Here is a 15,896-nt window from a genome sequence, read left to right as displayed (position 1 = left end):
CTCCGTGTGCCCGGACACACCGGGAATGCGCGCCCCTTAGGATCCGTTGGGTGGGGTGAGAGTTCCGAGAGGGCTCCCACCGGCCGTACTGACGCAGTCCAGAGACGAGGAACCAAGCCGTGAGCGACGTCCGTAACGTGATCATCATCGGCTCCGGGCCCGCCGGCTACACGGCGGCGCTCTACACCGCGCGCGCGTCGCTGAAGCCGCTGGTCTTCGAGGGCGCCGTGACCGCAGGTGGTGCGCTGATGAACACCACCGAGGTGGAGAACTTCCCGGGCTTCCAGGACGGCATCATGGGCCCCGAGCTCATGGACAACATGCGTGCCCAGGCCGAGCGCTTCGGCGCCGAGCTCATCCCGGACGACGTCGTCAACGTCGACCTGACCGGCGAGATCAAGACCGTCACCGACACCGCCGGTACCGTCCACAAGGCGAAGGCCGTCATCGTCACCACGGGCTCGCAGCACCGCAAGCTCGGCCTGCCCAACGAGGACGCCCTCTCCGGCCGTGGCGTCTCCTGGTGTGCCACCTGCGACGGCTTCTTCTTCAAGGACCACGACATCGCCGTGATCGGCGGCGGTGACACCGCGATGGAGGAGGCCACCTTCCTCTCGCGCTTCGCCAAGTCCGTGACGATCGTCCACCGCCGGGACACCCTGCGCGCCTCCAAGGCGATGCAGGAGCGCGCCTTCGCCGACCCGAAGATCAAGTTCGTGTGGGACAGCGAGGTCGCCGAGATCCAGGGCGACCCGAAGCTGTCCGGCCTGAAGCTGCGCAACCTCAAGACCGGCGAACTCTCGGACCTCCCGGTGACCGGCCTGTTCATCGCGATCGGCCACGACCCGCGCACCGAGCTCTTCAAGGGCCAGCTGGAGCTGGACGAGGAGGGCTACCTGAAGGTGGAAGCCCCCTCCACGCGGACCAACCTGACGGGTGTCTTCGGCGCCGGCGACGTCGTCGACCACACCTACCGCCAGGCGATCACCGCGGCCGGCACCGGCTGCTCCGCCGCCCTCGACGCCGAGCGCTTCCTCGCCGCCCTCGCGGACGAGGAGCAGGCGGAGCCCGAGAAGACCGCTGTCTGACCCTCCCTTCCACCCCACCCCCGCACAACCAGTTAAGGAGCCCGCCGTGGCCGGCACCCTGAAGAACGTGACCGACGACTCCTTCGAGCAGGACGTCCTCAAGAACGACAAGCCCGTCCTGGTGGACTTCTGGGCCGCCTGGTGCGGTCCGTGCCGCCAGATCGCTCCGTCCCTCGAGGCGATCGCCGCCGAATACGGCGACAAGATCGAGGTCGTCAAGCTCAACATCGACGAGAACCCGGGTACGGCCGCCAAGTACGGCGTCATGTCCATCCCGACCCTGAACGTCTACCAGGGTGGCGAGGTCGCCAAGACCATCGTGGGCGCAAAGCCGAAGGCCGCGATCGTTCGCGACCTCGAGGACTTCATCGCCGAGTGACGTTCCACGTGAAACCGGAGCGACGTTTCACGTGAAACACGAATGGGCCAGCCCGTCAGGGCTGGCCCATTGTCGTTACAGCGGCCGTAGCGCCGGTTCCTTCTGTACGGCCCCCAGAAGCCGGTCCAGCGCCATCTCCACGTCTTCCTTCCAGGAGAGCGTCGTCCGCAGCTCCAGCCTCAGACGCGGATGCAGAGGGTGGGGACGGACCGTCTTGAAGCCCACCGCCAGGAGATGGTCGGCGGGCAGAAGGCAGGCCGGCTCCTGCCAGCGGGCATCCCCGAACGCCTCGATCGCCTTGACGCCGCGTCGCAGGAGGTCCTTGGCCACCGTCTGGACCATCACTCTGCCCAGCCCCTGCCCCTGATATCCGGGCATGATGAACGCCGTCATCAACTGCACGGCGTCAGGTGACACGGGGCTCGTGGGAAACGCCGTCGCGCGGGGGACATAGGCCGGAGGAGCGTAGAGCACGAAGCCCACCGGTACCTCGTCGACGTACACGACACGGCCGCACGATCCCCAGTCCAGCAGGACCGAGGAGATCCAGGCTTCCTTCTCCAGAGCGGCTGTTCCCGCCTTTAGCGCGGCCTCACCACTGACTGGGTCCAGCTCCCAGAAGACACACGAGCGACAGCGCTTGGGAACGTCCTGAAGGTTGTCCAGCGTGAGCGGTACGAGCCGACGGCCCATGAAGGCTGTTCCTCGCTTCCCTCGCCCGCGGCATCGCGGGCGGCTGTCAGAGCGCTCCGTTCCCGGAGCAGGCTGCCGACGAAGCCGCCGACCGCTCCCAGCCCCAGGCCCGCGCTCACCAGTCCGGTGCGGCTCACCGTTCGCATGACACCTGCCCTCCCCTGAAGGTGCTGCCGGGTGGATGCGCCATACCCAAACGCATGGTATCCACGATGTGATTGCCCCGATACCGCCTGAAAGCAAAGAGCGGGCTGTGTCCGGTACCCACCGGACACAGCCCGCTCCGTCGACCGCCGGGCATCACGCCCTGCCGGTCTGAGGCTCAGTCCTCGGTGTCTTCGGCGTCGCCGTCCAGAAGGCTCTTCTGGAGGACGGGTCCCTCGCCGGGGGCGAGCGTGCCGAGGATCCGCTCCAGGTCCTCCATGGAGGCGAACTCGACCGTGATCTTGCCCTTCTTCTGCCCCAGGTCGACCTTCACCCGCGTCTCGAAACGGTCCGAGAGACGGCCTGCCAGGTCGGTCAGCGCCGGGGAGACCCGGGCGCCGGCTCGCGGTCCCTTGGAACGCTGAGCCGTCTGCGGCCGCGACCCCATGAGGGTCACGATCTCCTCCACGGCACGCACCGAAAGACCCTCGGCGACGATCCGGTGAGCCAGACGGTCCTGCTCCTCCGAGTCCTCGACAGAGAGCAGGGCGCGAGCGTGTCCGGCGGAGAGGACCCCGGCGGCCACCCGGCGCTGGACGGCCGGAGAGAGCTTCAGCAGACGCAGGGTGTTGGAGACCTGCGGACGGGAACGGCCGATGCGGTCCGCCAGCTGGTCGTGCGTGCAGTTGAAGTCCTTCAGCAACTGGTCGTAGGCGGCGGCCTCTTCCAGCGGGTTCAGCTGAGCGCGGTGCAGGTTCTCCAGGAGCGCGTCCAGGAGAAGCTTCTCGTCGTCGGTGGCCCGAACGATCGCCGGGATCGCCTCCAGGCCCGCCTCACGGCTGGCCCGCCAGCGCCGCTCGCCCATGATGAGCTCGTAGCGCCCAGGACCGACCTGCCGGACGACGACCGGCTGGAGGAGACCGACCTCCTGGATGGAGGTGACCAGTTCCTGAAGCGCGTCCTCGTCGAAGACCTCACGCGGCTGGCGCGGGTTCGGTGAGATGGAGTCGAGCGGGAGCTCCGCGAAGTAGGCGCCCACGGGAGGCCCGGGCGTCTCCGCGTAGCCGTTGACCGACGGCTCCTCGGTTTCATGTGAAACAGGCGGCAGCGTGGCCACCTTCGCCGCAGCCACTCCGCGGTCGGTCGTCAGCACCGGTACGGCCGTCGGAGACGCGGAACCAGCGCCCCCCACCCCGGCCTGAGCCGGTGTCTTCTCCGTCGGGGCTGCAGGGATCAGTGCGCCGAGCCCACGGCCCAAACCCCTCCGTCGCTCACTCACTGGATACCCTCCACCATGCTCGGGTTGCTCTGGGTGCCGATATGGGCCTGCGTCGGGTCATAGGCGACCCCCACGCCCTTCAGCGCGATTTCTCGTGCCGCCTCAAGATAGGAGAGGGCACCGCTCGATCCTGGATCGTAAGTCAGCACCGTCTGCCCATAGCTCGGCGCCTCGGAGATACGGACCGAGCGGGGAATGCTCGTCCGCAGCACCTCGTCACCGAAGTGGGTGCGCACCTCGTCCGCCACCTGGGACGCGAGCCGCGTCCGGCCGTCGTACATGGTGAGCAGGATCGTCGAGACATGCAGGTGGGGGTTGAGGTGTCCCCGCACCAGATCGACGTTGCGCAGCAGCTGCCCCAGACCCTCCAGCGCGTAGTACTCGCACTGGATCGGAATGAGGACCTCGGCACCGGCCACCATCGCGTTGACGGTCAGCAGGCCGAGCGAGGGCGGACAGTCGATGAGGATGTAGTCCAGCGGGTGCTCATACGCCTGGATCGCCCGCTGAAGCCGGCTCTCACGTGCCACCAGGGAGACCAGCTCGATCTCCGCGCCGGCGAGGTCGATCGTGGCGGGGGCGCAGAAGAGGCCCTCTACGTCCGGAACCGGCTGGACGACTTCGGCCAGCGGTTTGCTGTCGATCAAGACGTCATAAATGGACGGCACTTCGGCATGATGGTCGATACCCAGGGCCGTGGATGCGTTGCCCTGCGGGTCGAGGTCGATCACGAGGACACGGCTGCCATGCACCGCCAGCGAAGCGGCGAGGTTGACCGTTGTCGTCGTTTTACCCACGCCACCCTTCTGGTTGGCGACCACCATGACACGGGTCTGCTCAGGCCGAGGCAGGCCCTCGCCGGCACGGCCCAGTGCCTCCACCGCCAATTGGGCAGCACGACCGATGGGAGTGTCGTCCATCGGGGGCGGTGTTTCACGTGAAACATCGTCCCCCATCGACTCGGTACGGGGACCGGGGACCGGATCGGTCATCGGTCCCGCGATGTTGGCGTCGGACCGCAAGGATTCACTCTCCTCGACTTCAGGCTCGCAATGAACAGAGCCTCCCATGTCTTCGGGGTCGTGAACCAGTGAGGCCTGGCGTTCTGTGGAGAAATCCACCTCTGTGGACAACTCCGTTGCCTCTCCGAGTGACCCAAGAGGCTTCCGGTCACGGGGTTCGGCCGCAGCGCGACCACGGCTGATGATGCCGTGCAGCAGTGAGCGACGTTTCACGTGAAACACGATGCACAGCAGTCGAGGCCGAACTGTCGCGACACTCCGGCGTGCGTAGGTTTGGCAGCTTGTGTGGAGTACGTCTCGTCGTCAGGACGGATCAACGACGCACTCGACGCCGACTACCCGGACGACCGCTACCCCCGGCGTCGACGCGCCCTTCCCGTGCGGGCTGCCTTGGCCCGCTTCGCCGCGAAGCGCACACCGCCAGGGCTCTCCCCGACCTCGACCCGCACGACCGTGGACAGCGGATCCACCACGCCCTCCCCGACCTGGAGGACCGACGTCTCCACAGCACCCAGCTTGCTCAGCGCCGTGCCGGCCGCCTTGAGCTCCTCCTCCGCCGTGTCGCCCTTGAGCGCGAGCATCTCCCCGTACGGGCGCAGCAGAGGAATGCCCCAGGCGGCCAGACGGTCCAGCGGGGCCACGGCACGCGCCGTCACCACATGCACCGGCGGCAGCTTGCCCATGACCTCCTCGGCACGCCCTCGCATGACCGTGACATGGTCCAGGCCCAGCAGCTCCACGACCTCGGTCAGAAAGGTCGTACGCCGCAGCAGGGGCTCCAGCAGCGTGATCTTCAGGTCCTCACGGACGAGCGCCAGGGGAATGCCGGGGAGGCCGGCGCCCGAGCCGACGTCGCAGACCGTCACACCCTCCGGGACGACCTCCGAGAGCACCGCACAGTTCAGCAGGTGCCGCTCCCACAGCCGGGGCACCTCACGCGGGCCGATCAGACCGCGCTGCACTCCCGCCTCAGCGAGCAGCTCGGCGTACCGGACCGCATCCGCGTAGCGATCACCAAACACCGTGCGCGCCTGCTCGGGCGCAGGGGGAAGCTCCGCTGCCTCCGTCACGGGGACCGTCCTTCCGTACCGCGATGGGCGCACCCGGCGCCGATCACCACATCCACCAGAACTATCAGGCTGACAAAGTTCGGCCCCGTCTGCGCTACAGACGGGGCCGGAGGAACGTACGGACCGATCAGGCGGGAAGCACAACGACGAAGCGCTGCGGCTCCTCACCCTCGGACTCGCTGCGCAGACCGGCAGCCTTGACCGCGTCGTGCACGACCTTGCGCTCGAACGGCGTCATCGGCTGCATCTTCACGGGCTCACCCGTGCTCTTGACCTCGGCGGCGGCCTTGGCACCCAGCTCGGAGAGCTCAGCACGCTTCTTGGCACGGTAGCCCGCGATGTCCAGCATCAGCCGGCTGCGGTCCCCGGTCTCCCGGTGCACGGCCAGGCGCGTGAGCTCCTGGAGCGCCTCCAACACCTCGCCGTCACGGCCGACCAGCTTGTGCAGGTCGCGGCCGCCCGAGTCGCTGATGATGGACACAGCAGCGCGGTCGGCCTCGACGTCCATGTCGATGTCGCCGTCGAGATCGGCGATGTCGAGCAGACCCTCGAGGTAGTCCGCCGCGATCTCGCCCTCCTGCTCCAGGCGGGACAGGGTGTCTACACCCTCGGCAGCGGCGGAGGTGGTGCCTTCCGTCACGGGATGGACTCCTTCTTACTTCTTGGACGGGGACTTGGGCCGCTGCGGACCCTTGCGCTGTCCGGACTGGGCCTTGCTGCGGGTACTGCCGCCGGACTGCTTCTTGGCCGGAGCGGCGGCGGGCTTGGCGTCCTCGGGCTCATCGGACTTGCTGAGCGACGTGGGCTCGCCGGCCGCCTTCGGGGTGCCGGAAGCACCACCGGACTGCCGCTGCGACTTGCTCTGCCGCTTCGGCTGCTGACGCTTGGGAGTACCGGTCGCCGTACCGTCCTCGGTCTCGGCGGCGGCCTGGGCCTCGCCCTTCACCACGGTGCCGTCCGCCTGGGCCGCGAGACCGGCCTTGTTCAGGCCGTTGATGAACTTGCGCTCGAACTCGTTGCGGTCACGGCCCTTGGCGACGATGGCCTTGACGATGGCCTTCTCACCACGGCCACGGGTCTTGCCGTGGTGCGTGACGTGCTTGTACAGGCGCTCCAGGTACGCGGCCTGGGCCTTGGAACCCGGGGTCGGGTTGTTGTGGATGACGTACATCTGCTGGCCCATGGTCCACACGTTGGTGGTCAGCCAGTAGACGAGGACACCGACGGGGAAGTTGATGCCGAAGACGGCGAACATGATGGGGAAGACGTACATCAGCATCTTCTGCTGCTGCATGAACGGCGTCTTCACCGTGGTGTCGACGTTCTTCGTCATCAGCTGGCGCTGCGTGTAGAACTGCGACGCCGACATCAGGACGATCATGACCGCGGTCACGATGCGGACGCTGGTCAGGTTGGCGTCCAGCGCGGTGACGTCCGCGGAGCTGTCGGTGAACTTCGCGGCCAGCGGGGCACCGAAGATGTGCGCCTTCTGCGCGCTGTCCAGCAGGCTCTGGTTGATCGAGCCGATGGTGTCGTTGTTCGCGATGCTGTTGAGCACGTGGTACAGCGCGAAGAAGAACGGCGACTGCGCCAGGATGGGAAGGCACGAGGAGAGCGGGTTGGTGCCCGTCTCCTTGTAGAGCTTCATCATCTCTTCGGACTGGCGCTGCTTGTCGTTCTTGTAGCGCTCCTGGATCTTCTTCATCTCGGGCTGCAGCGTCTGCATGGCCCGGGTCGCCTTGATCTGCTTCACGAAGAGCGGGATCAGGCAGATACGGATCAGGATCACCAGGGACACGATCGACAGGCCCCAGGCCCACCCGGTGTCGGGGCCGAAGAGGGCGCCGTACACCTTGTGGAACTGGACGATGACCCAGGAGACAGGTGTCGTGATGAAGCTGAAGAGGCTGGCAATCGTGTCCACTAATCATGCTCCTTGGGCATGGGACGGTGTCTCTGCGGCCGGGCTCGAAGGAGTCTGTCCTTCAATGGCCGTTTCGGCGGCGGAGGGCCCGCCCTTGCGTGCACGCCAGGCGTTACGCAGCATTTCGTGCCACCGCGGGCGCTTGCGGGGCGGAACATGGTCCACACCGCCCAGCGACCACGGATTGCACCGCAGGATGCGCCAGGCGGTGAGCGCCGTGCCCTTGATCGCACCATGCCGGTCGATGGCTGTGAAGCCGTAGTGGGAGCACGACGGGTAGTACTTGCAGACAGGCCCCAGCAGTGGACTGATCGTCCACTGGTACAGCTTGATCAGAGCAAGCAGCGGGTACTTCATCGCGCGCCCCCTCCCAGCAACCGCTCGATGGCGGCATCCAGGTCTCGGGCCAGCTGTGCATGGTCGGCGTCACCCGCACCGGGCAGCGCTCGTACGACTACCAGGCTACCGGGGGGAAACAGCTCGATCCGGTCGCGCATCAGATGCCGCAGTCTGCGCTTCACCTTGTTGCGCACCACCGCACCGCCCACGGCCTTGCTCACGACGAAACCCGCACGCGTCGGGGGAGCGCTCTCCCCAGGCGCGTGCGGGTCCGTGGCACCGCTACGAAGATGGATGACGAGGGACGGACGACCAGCCCGGCGCCCCCGTCGTACCGCGGTCGCGAAGTCTTCGCGCCGCCTCAGCCGATGCTCGGTAGGCAGCACGACGTCATTGACCTGATCAGGATCAGGCGGACAGGCTGGCGCGACCCTTGCTGCGGCGGTTCGCGAGAATCGCGCGACCGGCACGGGTACGCATCCGCAGGCGGAAGCCGTGGGTCTTCGCGCGACGACGGTTGTTCGGCTGGAAGGTGCGCTTGCTCACTCGGGGGCTCCAGAAATCAATCGGTGGTGGCGGGTGCCGTCCTGGCTGTCACCGTGCGCCCACGAGTAGCTCTCGTTACGCCCGAGTGCACCGCTTCCCGATCACCTGACGCGATCTTGGCCCATCGGAGGCAGGCGGCAGCAGCCATCGACAACTCGACCTGGTTACGGTACGCGCGGCTACGCCATCCGGTCAAACCAGGGGTCACCGGGAGACACTATCCACAGGCTGGGGACAACAACTTGAACCGCACCCGTCGCCCTGACTACCTTGGCTGAACTCCGATTCGTTCCCATGTCTCCGCCCCACCCCCTTTGAATCCCGACTCGTCCCACCACCACACGATCGTGGGACCCCGTGAGAGAGCGTGCCCTGTGGCTGACGTACCTGCCGATCTTGCCGCAGTGTGGCCACGAGTACTCGAGCAGCTCCTGGACGGGGGCCGTGGGCAGGGGGTCGAGACGAAGGACGAGCACTGGATCCGCCGCTGCCAGCCCCTCGCGCTGGTCGCCGACACCGCCCTGCTCGCCGTACCGAACGAATTTGCGAAGGGCGTGCTCGAAGGCCGGCTCGCGCCGATCGTCAGCGAAACGCTGAGCCGCGAGTGCGGCCGCCCGATCCGTATCGCCATCACCGTCGACGACTCCGCCGGCGAACCCCCGCCGTCGCCTCCGGCCGCCCGCCAGCAGCCGCGCTACGAGGAGCCCGAGCTCCCCTCCAACCAGTACGACGGCCAGAACGAGCGGCAGTACGAGGGCTACGGCCGCCACCGCGCCGACGACCACCGGCCGGGCCGCACCGAACAGAACGACCAGCTGCCCACCGCGCGTCCCGCCTACCCCGGCGAGTACCAGCGCCCCGAACCCGGCGCCTGGCCCCGCCCGCAGCAGGACGAGTACAGCTGGCAGCAGCCGCGCCTCGGCTTCCCCGAGCGGGACCCGTACGCGACGCCGCCGTCGCAGGACTCGTACTCCCAGGACTCGTACCCCTCGCCGTCGCAGGACTACCGCCCGCAGCCGATGGACCGCCCGCCCTACGAGGGCCAGCGCCCCGACTACGAGCAGCAGCGGCCCCCCTACGACGACCAGCGGCCGGACTACGACAAGCCCCGCCCGTCCTCGGACTACGACCAGTCGCGCCGCGCCTCCGACTACGACCAGCCGGGCCCGCGCCGCGACCTGCCCGAGCCGCCCTCCGGCGGCGGGCACGTGCACCGCGGCGGCCCCTCGGTGCCCGCGTCCAGCGGCGCCCCGAGCCCGCTGGCCGCGCAGCCCGCACCGGCCGCCGGTCCGGGCGAGCCGACCGCGCGCCTGAACCCGAAGTACCTCTTCGACACCTTCGTCATCGGCGCCTCCAACCGCTTCGCGCACGCCGCCGCGGTGGCCGTCGCCGAGGCGCCGGCGAAGGCGTACAACCCCCTCTTCATCTATGGGGAGTCCGGGCTCGGCAAGACGCACCTGCTGCACGCGATCGGGCACTACGCGCGCAGCCTCTATCCCGGCACGCGCGTGCGCTATGTGAGCTCGGAGGAGTTCACCAACGAGTTCATCAACTCCATCCGCGACGGCAAGGGCGACAGCTTCCGCAAGCGGTACCGCGAGATGGACATCCTGCTCGTCGACGACATCCAGTTCCTCGCGGACAAGGAGTCGACGCAGGAGGAGTTCTTCCACACGTTCAACACGCTCCACAACGCCAACAAGCAGATCGTGCTCTCCAGCGACCGGCCGCCCAAGCAGCTGGTCACGCTGGAGGACAGGCTGCGGAACCGTTTCGAGTGGGGTCTGATCACCGACGTCCAGCCGCCCGAGCTGGAGACGCGTATCGCGATCCTGCGCAAGAAGGCGGTCCAGGAGCAGCTCAACGCCCCGCCGGAGGTCCTGGAGTTCATCGCCTCCCGCATCTCGCGCAACATCCGCGAGCTGGAGGGGGCGCTGATCCGGGTGACGGCGTTCGCGTCGCTCAACCGGCAGCCGGTGGACCTGGGCCTGACCGAGATCGTCCTCAAGGACCTCATCCCCGGCGGCGACGACGGGGCACCCGAGATCACGTCGACGGCCATCATGAGCGCGACCGCCGACTACTTCGGCCTCACCGTCGAGGACCTGTGCGGCACCTCGCGCGGCCGCGCGCTCGTGACCGCCCGCCAGATCGCCATGTATCTGTGCCGCGAGCTGACGGACCTCTCGCTGCCGAAGATCGGCGCGCTGTTCGGCGGCCGCGACCACACCACGGTCATGCACGCGGACCGCAAGATCCGCAATCTGATGGCCGAGCGGCGCTCCATCTACAACCAGGTCACGGAGCTCACGAACCGCATCAAGAACGGCTGACGGCCGCGCGGACACCTCGCTGAGGGCGCCCCGGGACGAGTTCCCGAGGGCGCCCTTCTTCATGACGCCGTAGCCCGGTGTTCGATTAGCTGCCGCGTTACGGCCTCTCTCCACAGATTCGGTGACTTTTTCCCGTCCACACCCTGGGGACCGGGAAGTTGTCCAGACTGTGTCCACAGGCGCCTCTGTTGAAAGACCATCAGGGCAGGTCACCTGGTTGTGGATTCGTGGACGAAGGATCTCCACAGACTGTGGACAGAGAAAAGATCCACAGGCTGTGCACGAAGTTGTCCACCGACAACCCACAGGCTGAGGCACGTTGTCCCCAGCGATCACCAGTTTCTCCACATCGCTGTCCACTGTTCGGCAACGCGACGCGGCCGCTCACCGGGTCGAGTGAAAGGCGTCACACGAAGGTGCCGGGTTGCCCTGTGGGAAACGTGGGTAAAGCTGGGGACGGCGTTGGGGAGAAGTCGCCTCAGCCTGTGCACGGGGTGTGCAGAACTTTCCGTTCTCCACAGAAGGGGCCGGTTGTCCACCGCCTCCGCCCACAGGGTCCGTGGACAAAATTTCCGGTGTGACCTGCGCAAACGCAGTTATCCACCGTTTCCACAGGCCCTACTACTACTCCCAACTAGAGAGAGCTGGGAATCCGTTTCGAAGTGGGTCCTGTGCACAACTCGCTGTCCGGCTCCCGGCTGCCCCTCGTCACGACTTGACCCCGAGAGGCACCTACTGTCAGTGGGGTGCGTCAGACTGTTCCCCGGTGTCCTTCCCCTCACCGGGGCTGACGACACCGAGTCAGACGACGAGGGCCAGGCAGAGCGAAGCGCCGGCAACAGCAGGAGGCGGCAACAGTGAAGATCCGGGTGGAACGCGACGTACTCGCGGAGGCAGTGGCCTGGGCGGCACGCAGCCTCCCGGCCCGTCCGCCGGCGCCTGTCCTCGCCGGCCTTCTGCTGAAGGCCGAGGACGGCCAGCTGAGCCTGTCCAGCTTCGACTACGAGGTCTCGGCACGGGTGTCCGTGGAGGCCGAGGTCGAGGAGGAGGGCACGGTCCTGGTGTCCGGCCGGCTCCTCGCCGACATCTGCCGCGCGCTCCCCAACCGACCGGTGGAGATTTCCACAGACGGTGTACGGGCGACCGTGGTCTGCGGCTCCTCGCGGTTCACACTCCACACCCTGCCTGTGGAGGAGTACCCGGCGCTGCCGCAGATGCCGACCGCGACCGGCACCGTCCCGGGTGAGGTCTTCGCCTCCGCCGCCGCGCAGGTCGCCATCGCCGCGGGCCGTGACGACACGCTGCCCGTCCTGACCGGTGTGCGCATCGAGATCGAGGGCGACACCGTCACGCTGGCCTCCACCGACCGCTACCGCTTCGCGGTCCGCGAGTTCCTGTGGAAGCCGGAGAACCCCGAGGCGTCCGCGGTGGCCCTGGTGCCCGCCAAGACGCTCCTGGACACCGCCAAGGCGCTCACGAGCGGCGACAGCGTCACCCTGGCGCTCTCCGGCTCGGGTGCGGGCGAGGGGCTCATCGGTTTCGAGGGCGCCGGGCGTCGTACGACGACCCGCCTCCTGGAGGGCGACCTCCCGAAGTACCGCTCGCTGTTCCCGACCGAGTTCAACTCCGTCGCCGTGATCGAGACCGCCCCCTTCGTGGAGGCCGTCAAGCGTGTGGCCCTGGTCGCCGAGCGGAACACCCCGGTGCGGCTGAGCTTCGAGCAGGGCGTGCTCATCCTGGAGGCCGGTTCCAGCGACGACGCACAGGCTGTGGAAAGGGTCGACGCCCAGCTGGAGGGCGACGACGTGTCGATCGCCTTCAACCCGACCTTCCTGCTGGACGGCCTGAGCGCCATCGACTCCCCGGTCGCCCAGCTCTCCTTCACGACGTCCACCAAGCCCGCGCTGCTCAGCGGCAAGCCGGCCCTGGACGCCGAGGCGGACGAGGCCTACAAGTACCTGATCATGCCGGTGCGCCTCAGCGGCTGAGCGCTCTGAGCAGGGTCGGTCCTGCCGGCGGCTGGGGGTGTGGGGGTTATCCCCCACAAGATCGCAGTATGCCGGTCCGCCTCAGCGGCTGAGCCCTTCAGAGAACCCGCAGGTCGGGGCATACGTTTGAGCGGGTATGCCCACAGGTGTGCGTGAGCGTCCGGGTTTAGGCTCGGACGTGGGTACGAAGGTGCCACACACGCCACAGCAACCTAAGGAACAACTGATGGAGCTCGGTCTCGTCGGCCTCGGCAAGATGGGCGGCAACATGCGCGAGCGGATCCGCCGCGCAGGCCACACCGTCATCGGATACGACCGCAACCCGGACCTCGCCGATGTCCACAGCCTGGAAGAGCTTGTGGGCAGGCTCTCGGGCCCGCGCGTGGTCTGGGTGATGGTCCCGGCCGGTGCCGCGACCCAGTCGACGGTCGACGAGCTGGCCGAGCTCCTGGAGCCCGGTGACGTCGTGGTGGACGGCGGCAACTCCCGCTGGACGGACGACGAGAAGCACGCCGAGGAGCTCGCGGCCAAGGGCATCGGCTTCGTCGACTGCGGTGTCTCGGGCGGTGTGTGGGGCCTGGAGAACGGCTACGCGCTGATGTACGGCGGCGACGCGGAGAACGTCGCGAAGGTGCAGCCGGTCTTCGACGCGCTCAAGCCCGAGGGCGACTTCGGCTCGGTGCACGCCGGCAAGGTGGGCGCCGGGCACTTCGCGAAGATGGTCCACAACGGCATCGAGTACGCGATGATGCAGGCCTACGCCGAAGGCTGGGAGCTGCTGGAGAAGGTCGACTCCGTCACGGACGTGCGCGAGGTCTTCCGCTCCTGGCAGGAGGGCACCGTCATCCGCTCCTGGCTGCTGGACCTCGCGGTCAACGCCCTCGACGAGGACGAGCACCTGGACAAGCTGCGCGGTTATGCACAGGACTCCGGCGAGGGCCGCTGGACTGTGGAAGCCGCCATCGACAACGCGGTACCGCTCCCGGCGATCACCGCGTCCCTGTTCGCGCGGTTCGCGTCCCGTCAGGACGACTCGCCGCAGATGAAGATGATCGCGGCGCTGCGCAACCAGTTCGGCGGCCACGCGGTCGAGAAGAAGTAATCCACAGGGCTGCGTCGCGATCCACAGGACCGAGGCGCAGTCCACAAGCTGGGGGAGGTCGGCGCCCGACCATGCACGTCACGCATCTGTCGCTGGCCGACTTCCGCTCGTACGCCCGGGTCGAAGTTCCACTGGACCCGGGCGTCACGGCTTTCGTCGGCCCCAACGGGCAGGGCAAGACGAACCTGGTCGAGGCGGTCGGCTATCTCGCCACCCTCGGCAGCCACCGCGTCTCCTCCGACGCCCCCCTGGTCCGCATGGGAGCCGACCGCGCGGTGATCCGGGCGCAGGTCAAGCAGGGCGAACGGCAGCAGCTGGTCGAGCTGGAGCTGAACCCGGGCAAGTCCAACCGCGCCCGTATCAACAGATCCTCGCAGGTCAGGCCGCGTGACGTGCTCGGCATCGTACGGACGGTGCTGTTCGCGCCGGAGGACCTCGCGCTGGTCAAGGGCGACCCCGGCGAGCGGCGCCGCTTCCTCGACGAGCTGATCACCGCGCGCTCCCCGCGCATGGCCGGCGTGCGCTCCGACTACGAGCGGGTCCTCAAGCAGCGCAACACCCTGCTGAAGTCCGCGGCGCTCGCCCGGCGGCACGGCGGCCGGTCCATGGACCTGTCCACCCTCGACGTATGGGACCAACACCTCGCGCGCGTGGGCGCCGAGCTGCTCGCCCAGCGGCTCGACCTGATCGCCGCGATCCAGCCGCTGTCCGACAAGGCGTACGAGCAACTGGCCCCCGGCGGCGGCCCGATCGCCCTGGAGTACAAGCCGTCGGCGCCGGGCGAGGCGCACACCCGTGAGGACCTCTACGCCCAGCTGATGGCGGCGCTCGCGGAGGCCCGCAAGCAGGAGATCGAACGGGGCGTCACCCTCGTAGGCCCTCATCGGGACGATCTGCTTCTCAAACTCGGTCAGTTGCCCGCCAAGGGATACGCCTCGCACGGCGAGTCCTGGTCGTACGCGCTGGCGTTGCGCCTGGCGTCGTACGACCTGCTGCGCGCGGAGGGCAATGAGCCGGTGCTGATCCTCGACGACGTCTTCGCCGAGCTGGACACCCGGCGCCGGGAGCGGCTGGCGGAGTTGGTGGCGCCCGGTGAGCAGGTGCTGGTGACGGCCGCGGTCGACGACGACGTACCGCATCTGCTGGTCGGGGCGCGGTACTCGGTGTCCGACGGGGTGGTGGAGCGCGTATGAGCAGTCCGCAGGAACCGGCGCCCAAGAAGGCCCCCGAGCCGTCCGGGGTCGACCTCGCGCGCGTGGCGCTCAGGGCGGCCAAGGAGCAGGCACGCGCGCGGGGGGACGCGGCGCAGCAGAAGAAGCAGGCGCGGCGGGGCGGTCTGCGTTCCGGCGCGCGCGCCGACGGGCGCGACCCGATGGCGCTGGGCGCGGCGATCAACCGGCTCATCGGTGAGCGTGGTTGGGAGGCGCCGGCGGCGGTGGGCGGTGTGATGGGGCGCTGGCCGGAGATCGTCGGCGAGGACGTGGCCAAGCACTGCGAGCCGGAGCGGTACGACGAGGACGAGCGGGTCCTGATCGTGCGCTGCGACTCCACGGCCTGGGCGACCAATCTGCGGTTGCTCGCGCCGACGCTGGTGGCCCGGCTCAACGAGGACCTCGGGCACGGGGCCGTGCGGGTCATCAAGGTGCAGGGGCCCGCGGGGCCCGCGCGGCGCTACGGCCCCTTGCGTGCCCCGGGCAGCACCGGCCCTGGTGACACCTACGGGTGACCGGCAAACCTTCGGGTGACAGACATCACATCAAGGGCCGTCGACGGCTGTGAAGGACCGTCGGCGGCCTTCGTGTCGCAGGACCGCACGCGGTTGCGAACAGCGACCTGACTCCCAAGTAGCCAAGGGTTGACAGCCCGAAGCGCTGAGTGCCTCCGTGAGCCTCTTGGAGCCCCGCTCTGTATATGGGGACCCGGCGGAGGAGGATTTAGGGCGGCACATGAGGACTCAGGTACCGGCAAACCCCCATCACTGTCGGCGCT

Annotated in this window: 16 protein-coding genes; 7 read left to right on the top strand and 9 right to left on the bottom strand. The window is 68.2% G+C overall.

Translation table 11 applies throughout. From position 1 onward, the window contains the following. Positions 1-119 precede the first annotated feature (119 nt). Positions 120-1,088: a thioredoxin-disulfide reductase gene (gene trxB, locus ACFY0U_RS11650; RefSeq protein ID WP_388633744.1), complete on the top strand. Its 969-nt coding sequence runs from the start codon at positions 120-122 to the stop codon at positions 1,086-1,088. A gap of 46 nt (positions 1,089-1,134) precedes the next feature. Next, positions 1,135-1,467, top strand: coding sequence for a thioredoxin (trxA, locus tag ACFY0U_RS11645; RefSeq protein WP_033273254.1), 333 nt, complete (start codon positions 1,135-1,137; stop codon positions 1,465-1,467). A gap of 75 nt (positions 1,468-1,542) precedes the next feature. Here trxA and ACFY0U_RS11640 read toward each other — a convergent pair whose 3' ends face one another. From ACFY0U_RS11640 to rpmH, 9 genes are all read right to left on the bottom strand, one after another. Next, a complete protein-coding gene (locus ACFY0U_RS11640) occupies positions 1,543-2,160 on the bottom strand; it encodes a GNAT family N-acetyltransferase (protein ID WP_388633740.1) in 618 nt (205 codons plus the stop codon). 322 nt (positions 2,161-2,482) lie between these two features. Then, positions 2,483-3,583 carry a ParB/RepB/Spo0J family partition protein gene (locus tag ACFY0U_RS11635; protein ID WP_388633737.1) on the bottom strand — a complete coding sequence of 367 codons (1,101 nt, stop codon included), beginning with the start codon at positions 3,581-3,583 and terminating at the stop codon, positions 2,483-2,485. Then, positions 3,580-4,653, bottom strand: a complete 1,074-nt coding sequence (locus ACFY0U_RS11630) for a ParA family protein (RefSeq protein WP_388634318.1) — start codon at positions 4,651-4,653, stop codon at positions 3,580-3,582. The genes ACFY0U_RS11635 and ACFY0U_RS11630 overlap by 4 nt, the downstream gene beginning before the upstream one ends. Before the next feature lie 302 nt (positions 4,654-4,955). Continuing rightward, positions 4,956-5,675, bottom strand: a complete 720-nt coding sequence (gene rsmG, locus ACFY0U_RS11625; protein WP_388633735.1) for a 16S rRNA (guanine(527)-N(7))-methyltransferase RsmG — start codon at positions 5,673-5,675, stop codon at positions 4,956-4,958. A gap of 127 nt (positions 5,676-5,802) precedes the next feature. Continuing rightward, complete coding sequence (locus tag ACFY0U_RS11620; RefSeq protein WP_388633732.1) at positions 5,803-6,315, bottom strand: protein jag; 513 nt, start codon at positions 6,313-6,315, stop codon at positions 5,803-5,805. Between the two features lie 15 nt (positions 6,316-6,330). Next, on the bottom strand, positions 6,331-7,599 hold the full coding sequence (gene yidC, locus ACFY0U_RS11615; protein ID WP_388633729.1) for a membrane protein insertase YidC: 1,269 nt from the start codon (positions 7,597-7,599) through the stop codon (positions 6,331-6,333). A 3-nt stretch (positions 7,600-7,602) separates the two neighbouring features. Then, on the bottom strand, positions 7,603-7,956 hold the full coding sequence (yidD, locus tag ACFY0U_RS11610; RefSeq protein ID WP_388633727.1) for a membrane protein insertion efficiency factor YidD: 354 nt from the start codon (positions 7,954-7,956) through the stop codon (positions 7,603-7,605). Next, positions 7,953-8,324, bottom strand: coding sequence for a ribonuclease P protein component (gene rnpA / locus ACFY0U_RS11605; protein WP_388633724.1), 372 nt, complete (start codon positions 8,322-8,324; stop codon positions 7,953-7,955). Before rnpA ends, yidD begins: the two co-directional genes overlap by 4 nt. A gap of 22 nt (positions 8,325-8,346) precedes the next feature. Continuing rightward, positions 8,347-8,484 carry a 50S ribosomal protein L34 gene (rpmH, locus tag ACFY0U_RS11600; RefSeq protein WP_005482975.1) on the bottom strand — a complete coding sequence of 46 codons (138 nt, stop codon included), beginning with the start codon at positions 8,482-8,484 and terminating at the stop codon, positions 8,347-8,349. Between the two features lie 374 nt (positions 8,485-8,858). Here rpmH and dnaA point away from each other — a divergent pair, with 374 nt between their 5' ends. The 5 genes from dnaA (at position 8,859) to ACFY0U_RS11575 (ending at position 15,633) form a co-directional block, all read left to right on the top strand. Further along, entirely contained in the window at positions 8,859-10,817 is a 1,959-nt protein-coding gene (gene dnaA, locus ACFY0U_RS11595; protein ID WP_388633721.1) for a chromosomal replication initiator protein DnaA, read from the top strand. Between the two features lie 857 nt (positions 10,818-11,674). Further along, the gene (dnaN, locus tag ACFY0U_RS11590; protein WP_362386260.1) at positions 11,675-12,805 is read left to right on the top strand and encodes a DNA polymerase III subunit beta; all 1,131 of its coding nucleotides are present in this window, start codon (positions 11,675-11,677) and stop codon (positions 12,803-12,805) included. A 226-nt stretch (positions 12,806-13,031) separates the two neighbouring features. After that, positions 13,032-13,907, top strand: coding sequence for a phosphogluconate dehydrogenase (NAD(+)-dependent, decarboxylating) (gene gnd, locus ACFY0U_RS11585; protein ID WP_388633716.1), 876 nt, complete (start codon positions 13,032-13,034; stop codon positions 13,905-13,907). A gap of 71 nt (positions 13,908-13,978) precedes the next feature. Then, positions 13,979-15,100: a DNA replication/repair protein RecF gene (gene recF, locus ACFY0U_RS11580; protein ID WP_388633714.1), complete on the top strand. Its 1,122-nt coding sequence runs from the start codon at positions 13,979-13,981 to the stop codon at positions 15,098-15,100. Further along, positions 15,097-15,633: a DUF721 domain-containing protein gene (locus ACFY0U_RS11575; RefSeq protein ID WP_388633712.1), complete on the top strand. Its 537-nt coding sequence runs from the start codon at positions 15,097-15,099 to the stop codon at positions 15,631-15,633. Before recF ends, ACFY0U_RS11575 begins: the two co-directional genes overlap by 4 nt. Positions 15,634-15,896 lie beyond the last annotated feature (263 nt).

Source organism: Streptomyces sp. NPDC001536 (genome assembly GCF_042894505.1).
In the GTDB taxonomy this organism is placed as follows: Bacteria; Actinomycetota; Actinomycetes; order Streptomycetales; family Streptomycetaceae; genus Streptomyces.
The sequence above is the reverse complement of the archived record's forward strand: the minus strand, read 5'-3'. Positions and strand labels throughout refer to the sequence as shown.

What these genes read in the sequence shown, in the direction of transcription:
- ACFY0U_RS11640 (WP_388633740.1), bottom strand. Translation starts at nt 2,160, where the DNA reads ATGGGCCGTCGGCTCGTACCGCTCACGCTGGACAACCTTCAGGACGTT.
- recF (WP_388633714.1), top strand. Translation starts at nt 13,979, where the DNA reads ATGCACGTCACGCATCTGTCGCTGGCCGACTTCCGCTCGTACGCCCGG.
- ACFY0U_RS11575 (WP_388633712.1), top strand. Translation starts at nt 15,097, where the DNA reads ATGAGCAGTCCGCAGGAACCGGCGCCCAAGAAGGCCCCCGAGCCGTCC.
- ACFY0U_RS11630 (WP_388634318.1), bottom strand. Translation starts at nt 4,653, where the DNA reads ATGGGAGGCTCTGTTCATTGCGAGCCTGAAGTCGAGGAGAGTGAATCC.
- gnd (WP_388633716.1), top strand. Translation starts at nt 13,032, where the DNA reads ATGGAGCTCGGTCTCGTCGGCCTCGGCAAGATGGGCGGCAACATGCGC.
- yidD (WP_388633727.1), bottom strand. Translation starts at nt 7,956, where the DNA reads ATGAAGTACCCGCTGCTTGCTCTGATCAAGCTGTACCAGTGGACGATC.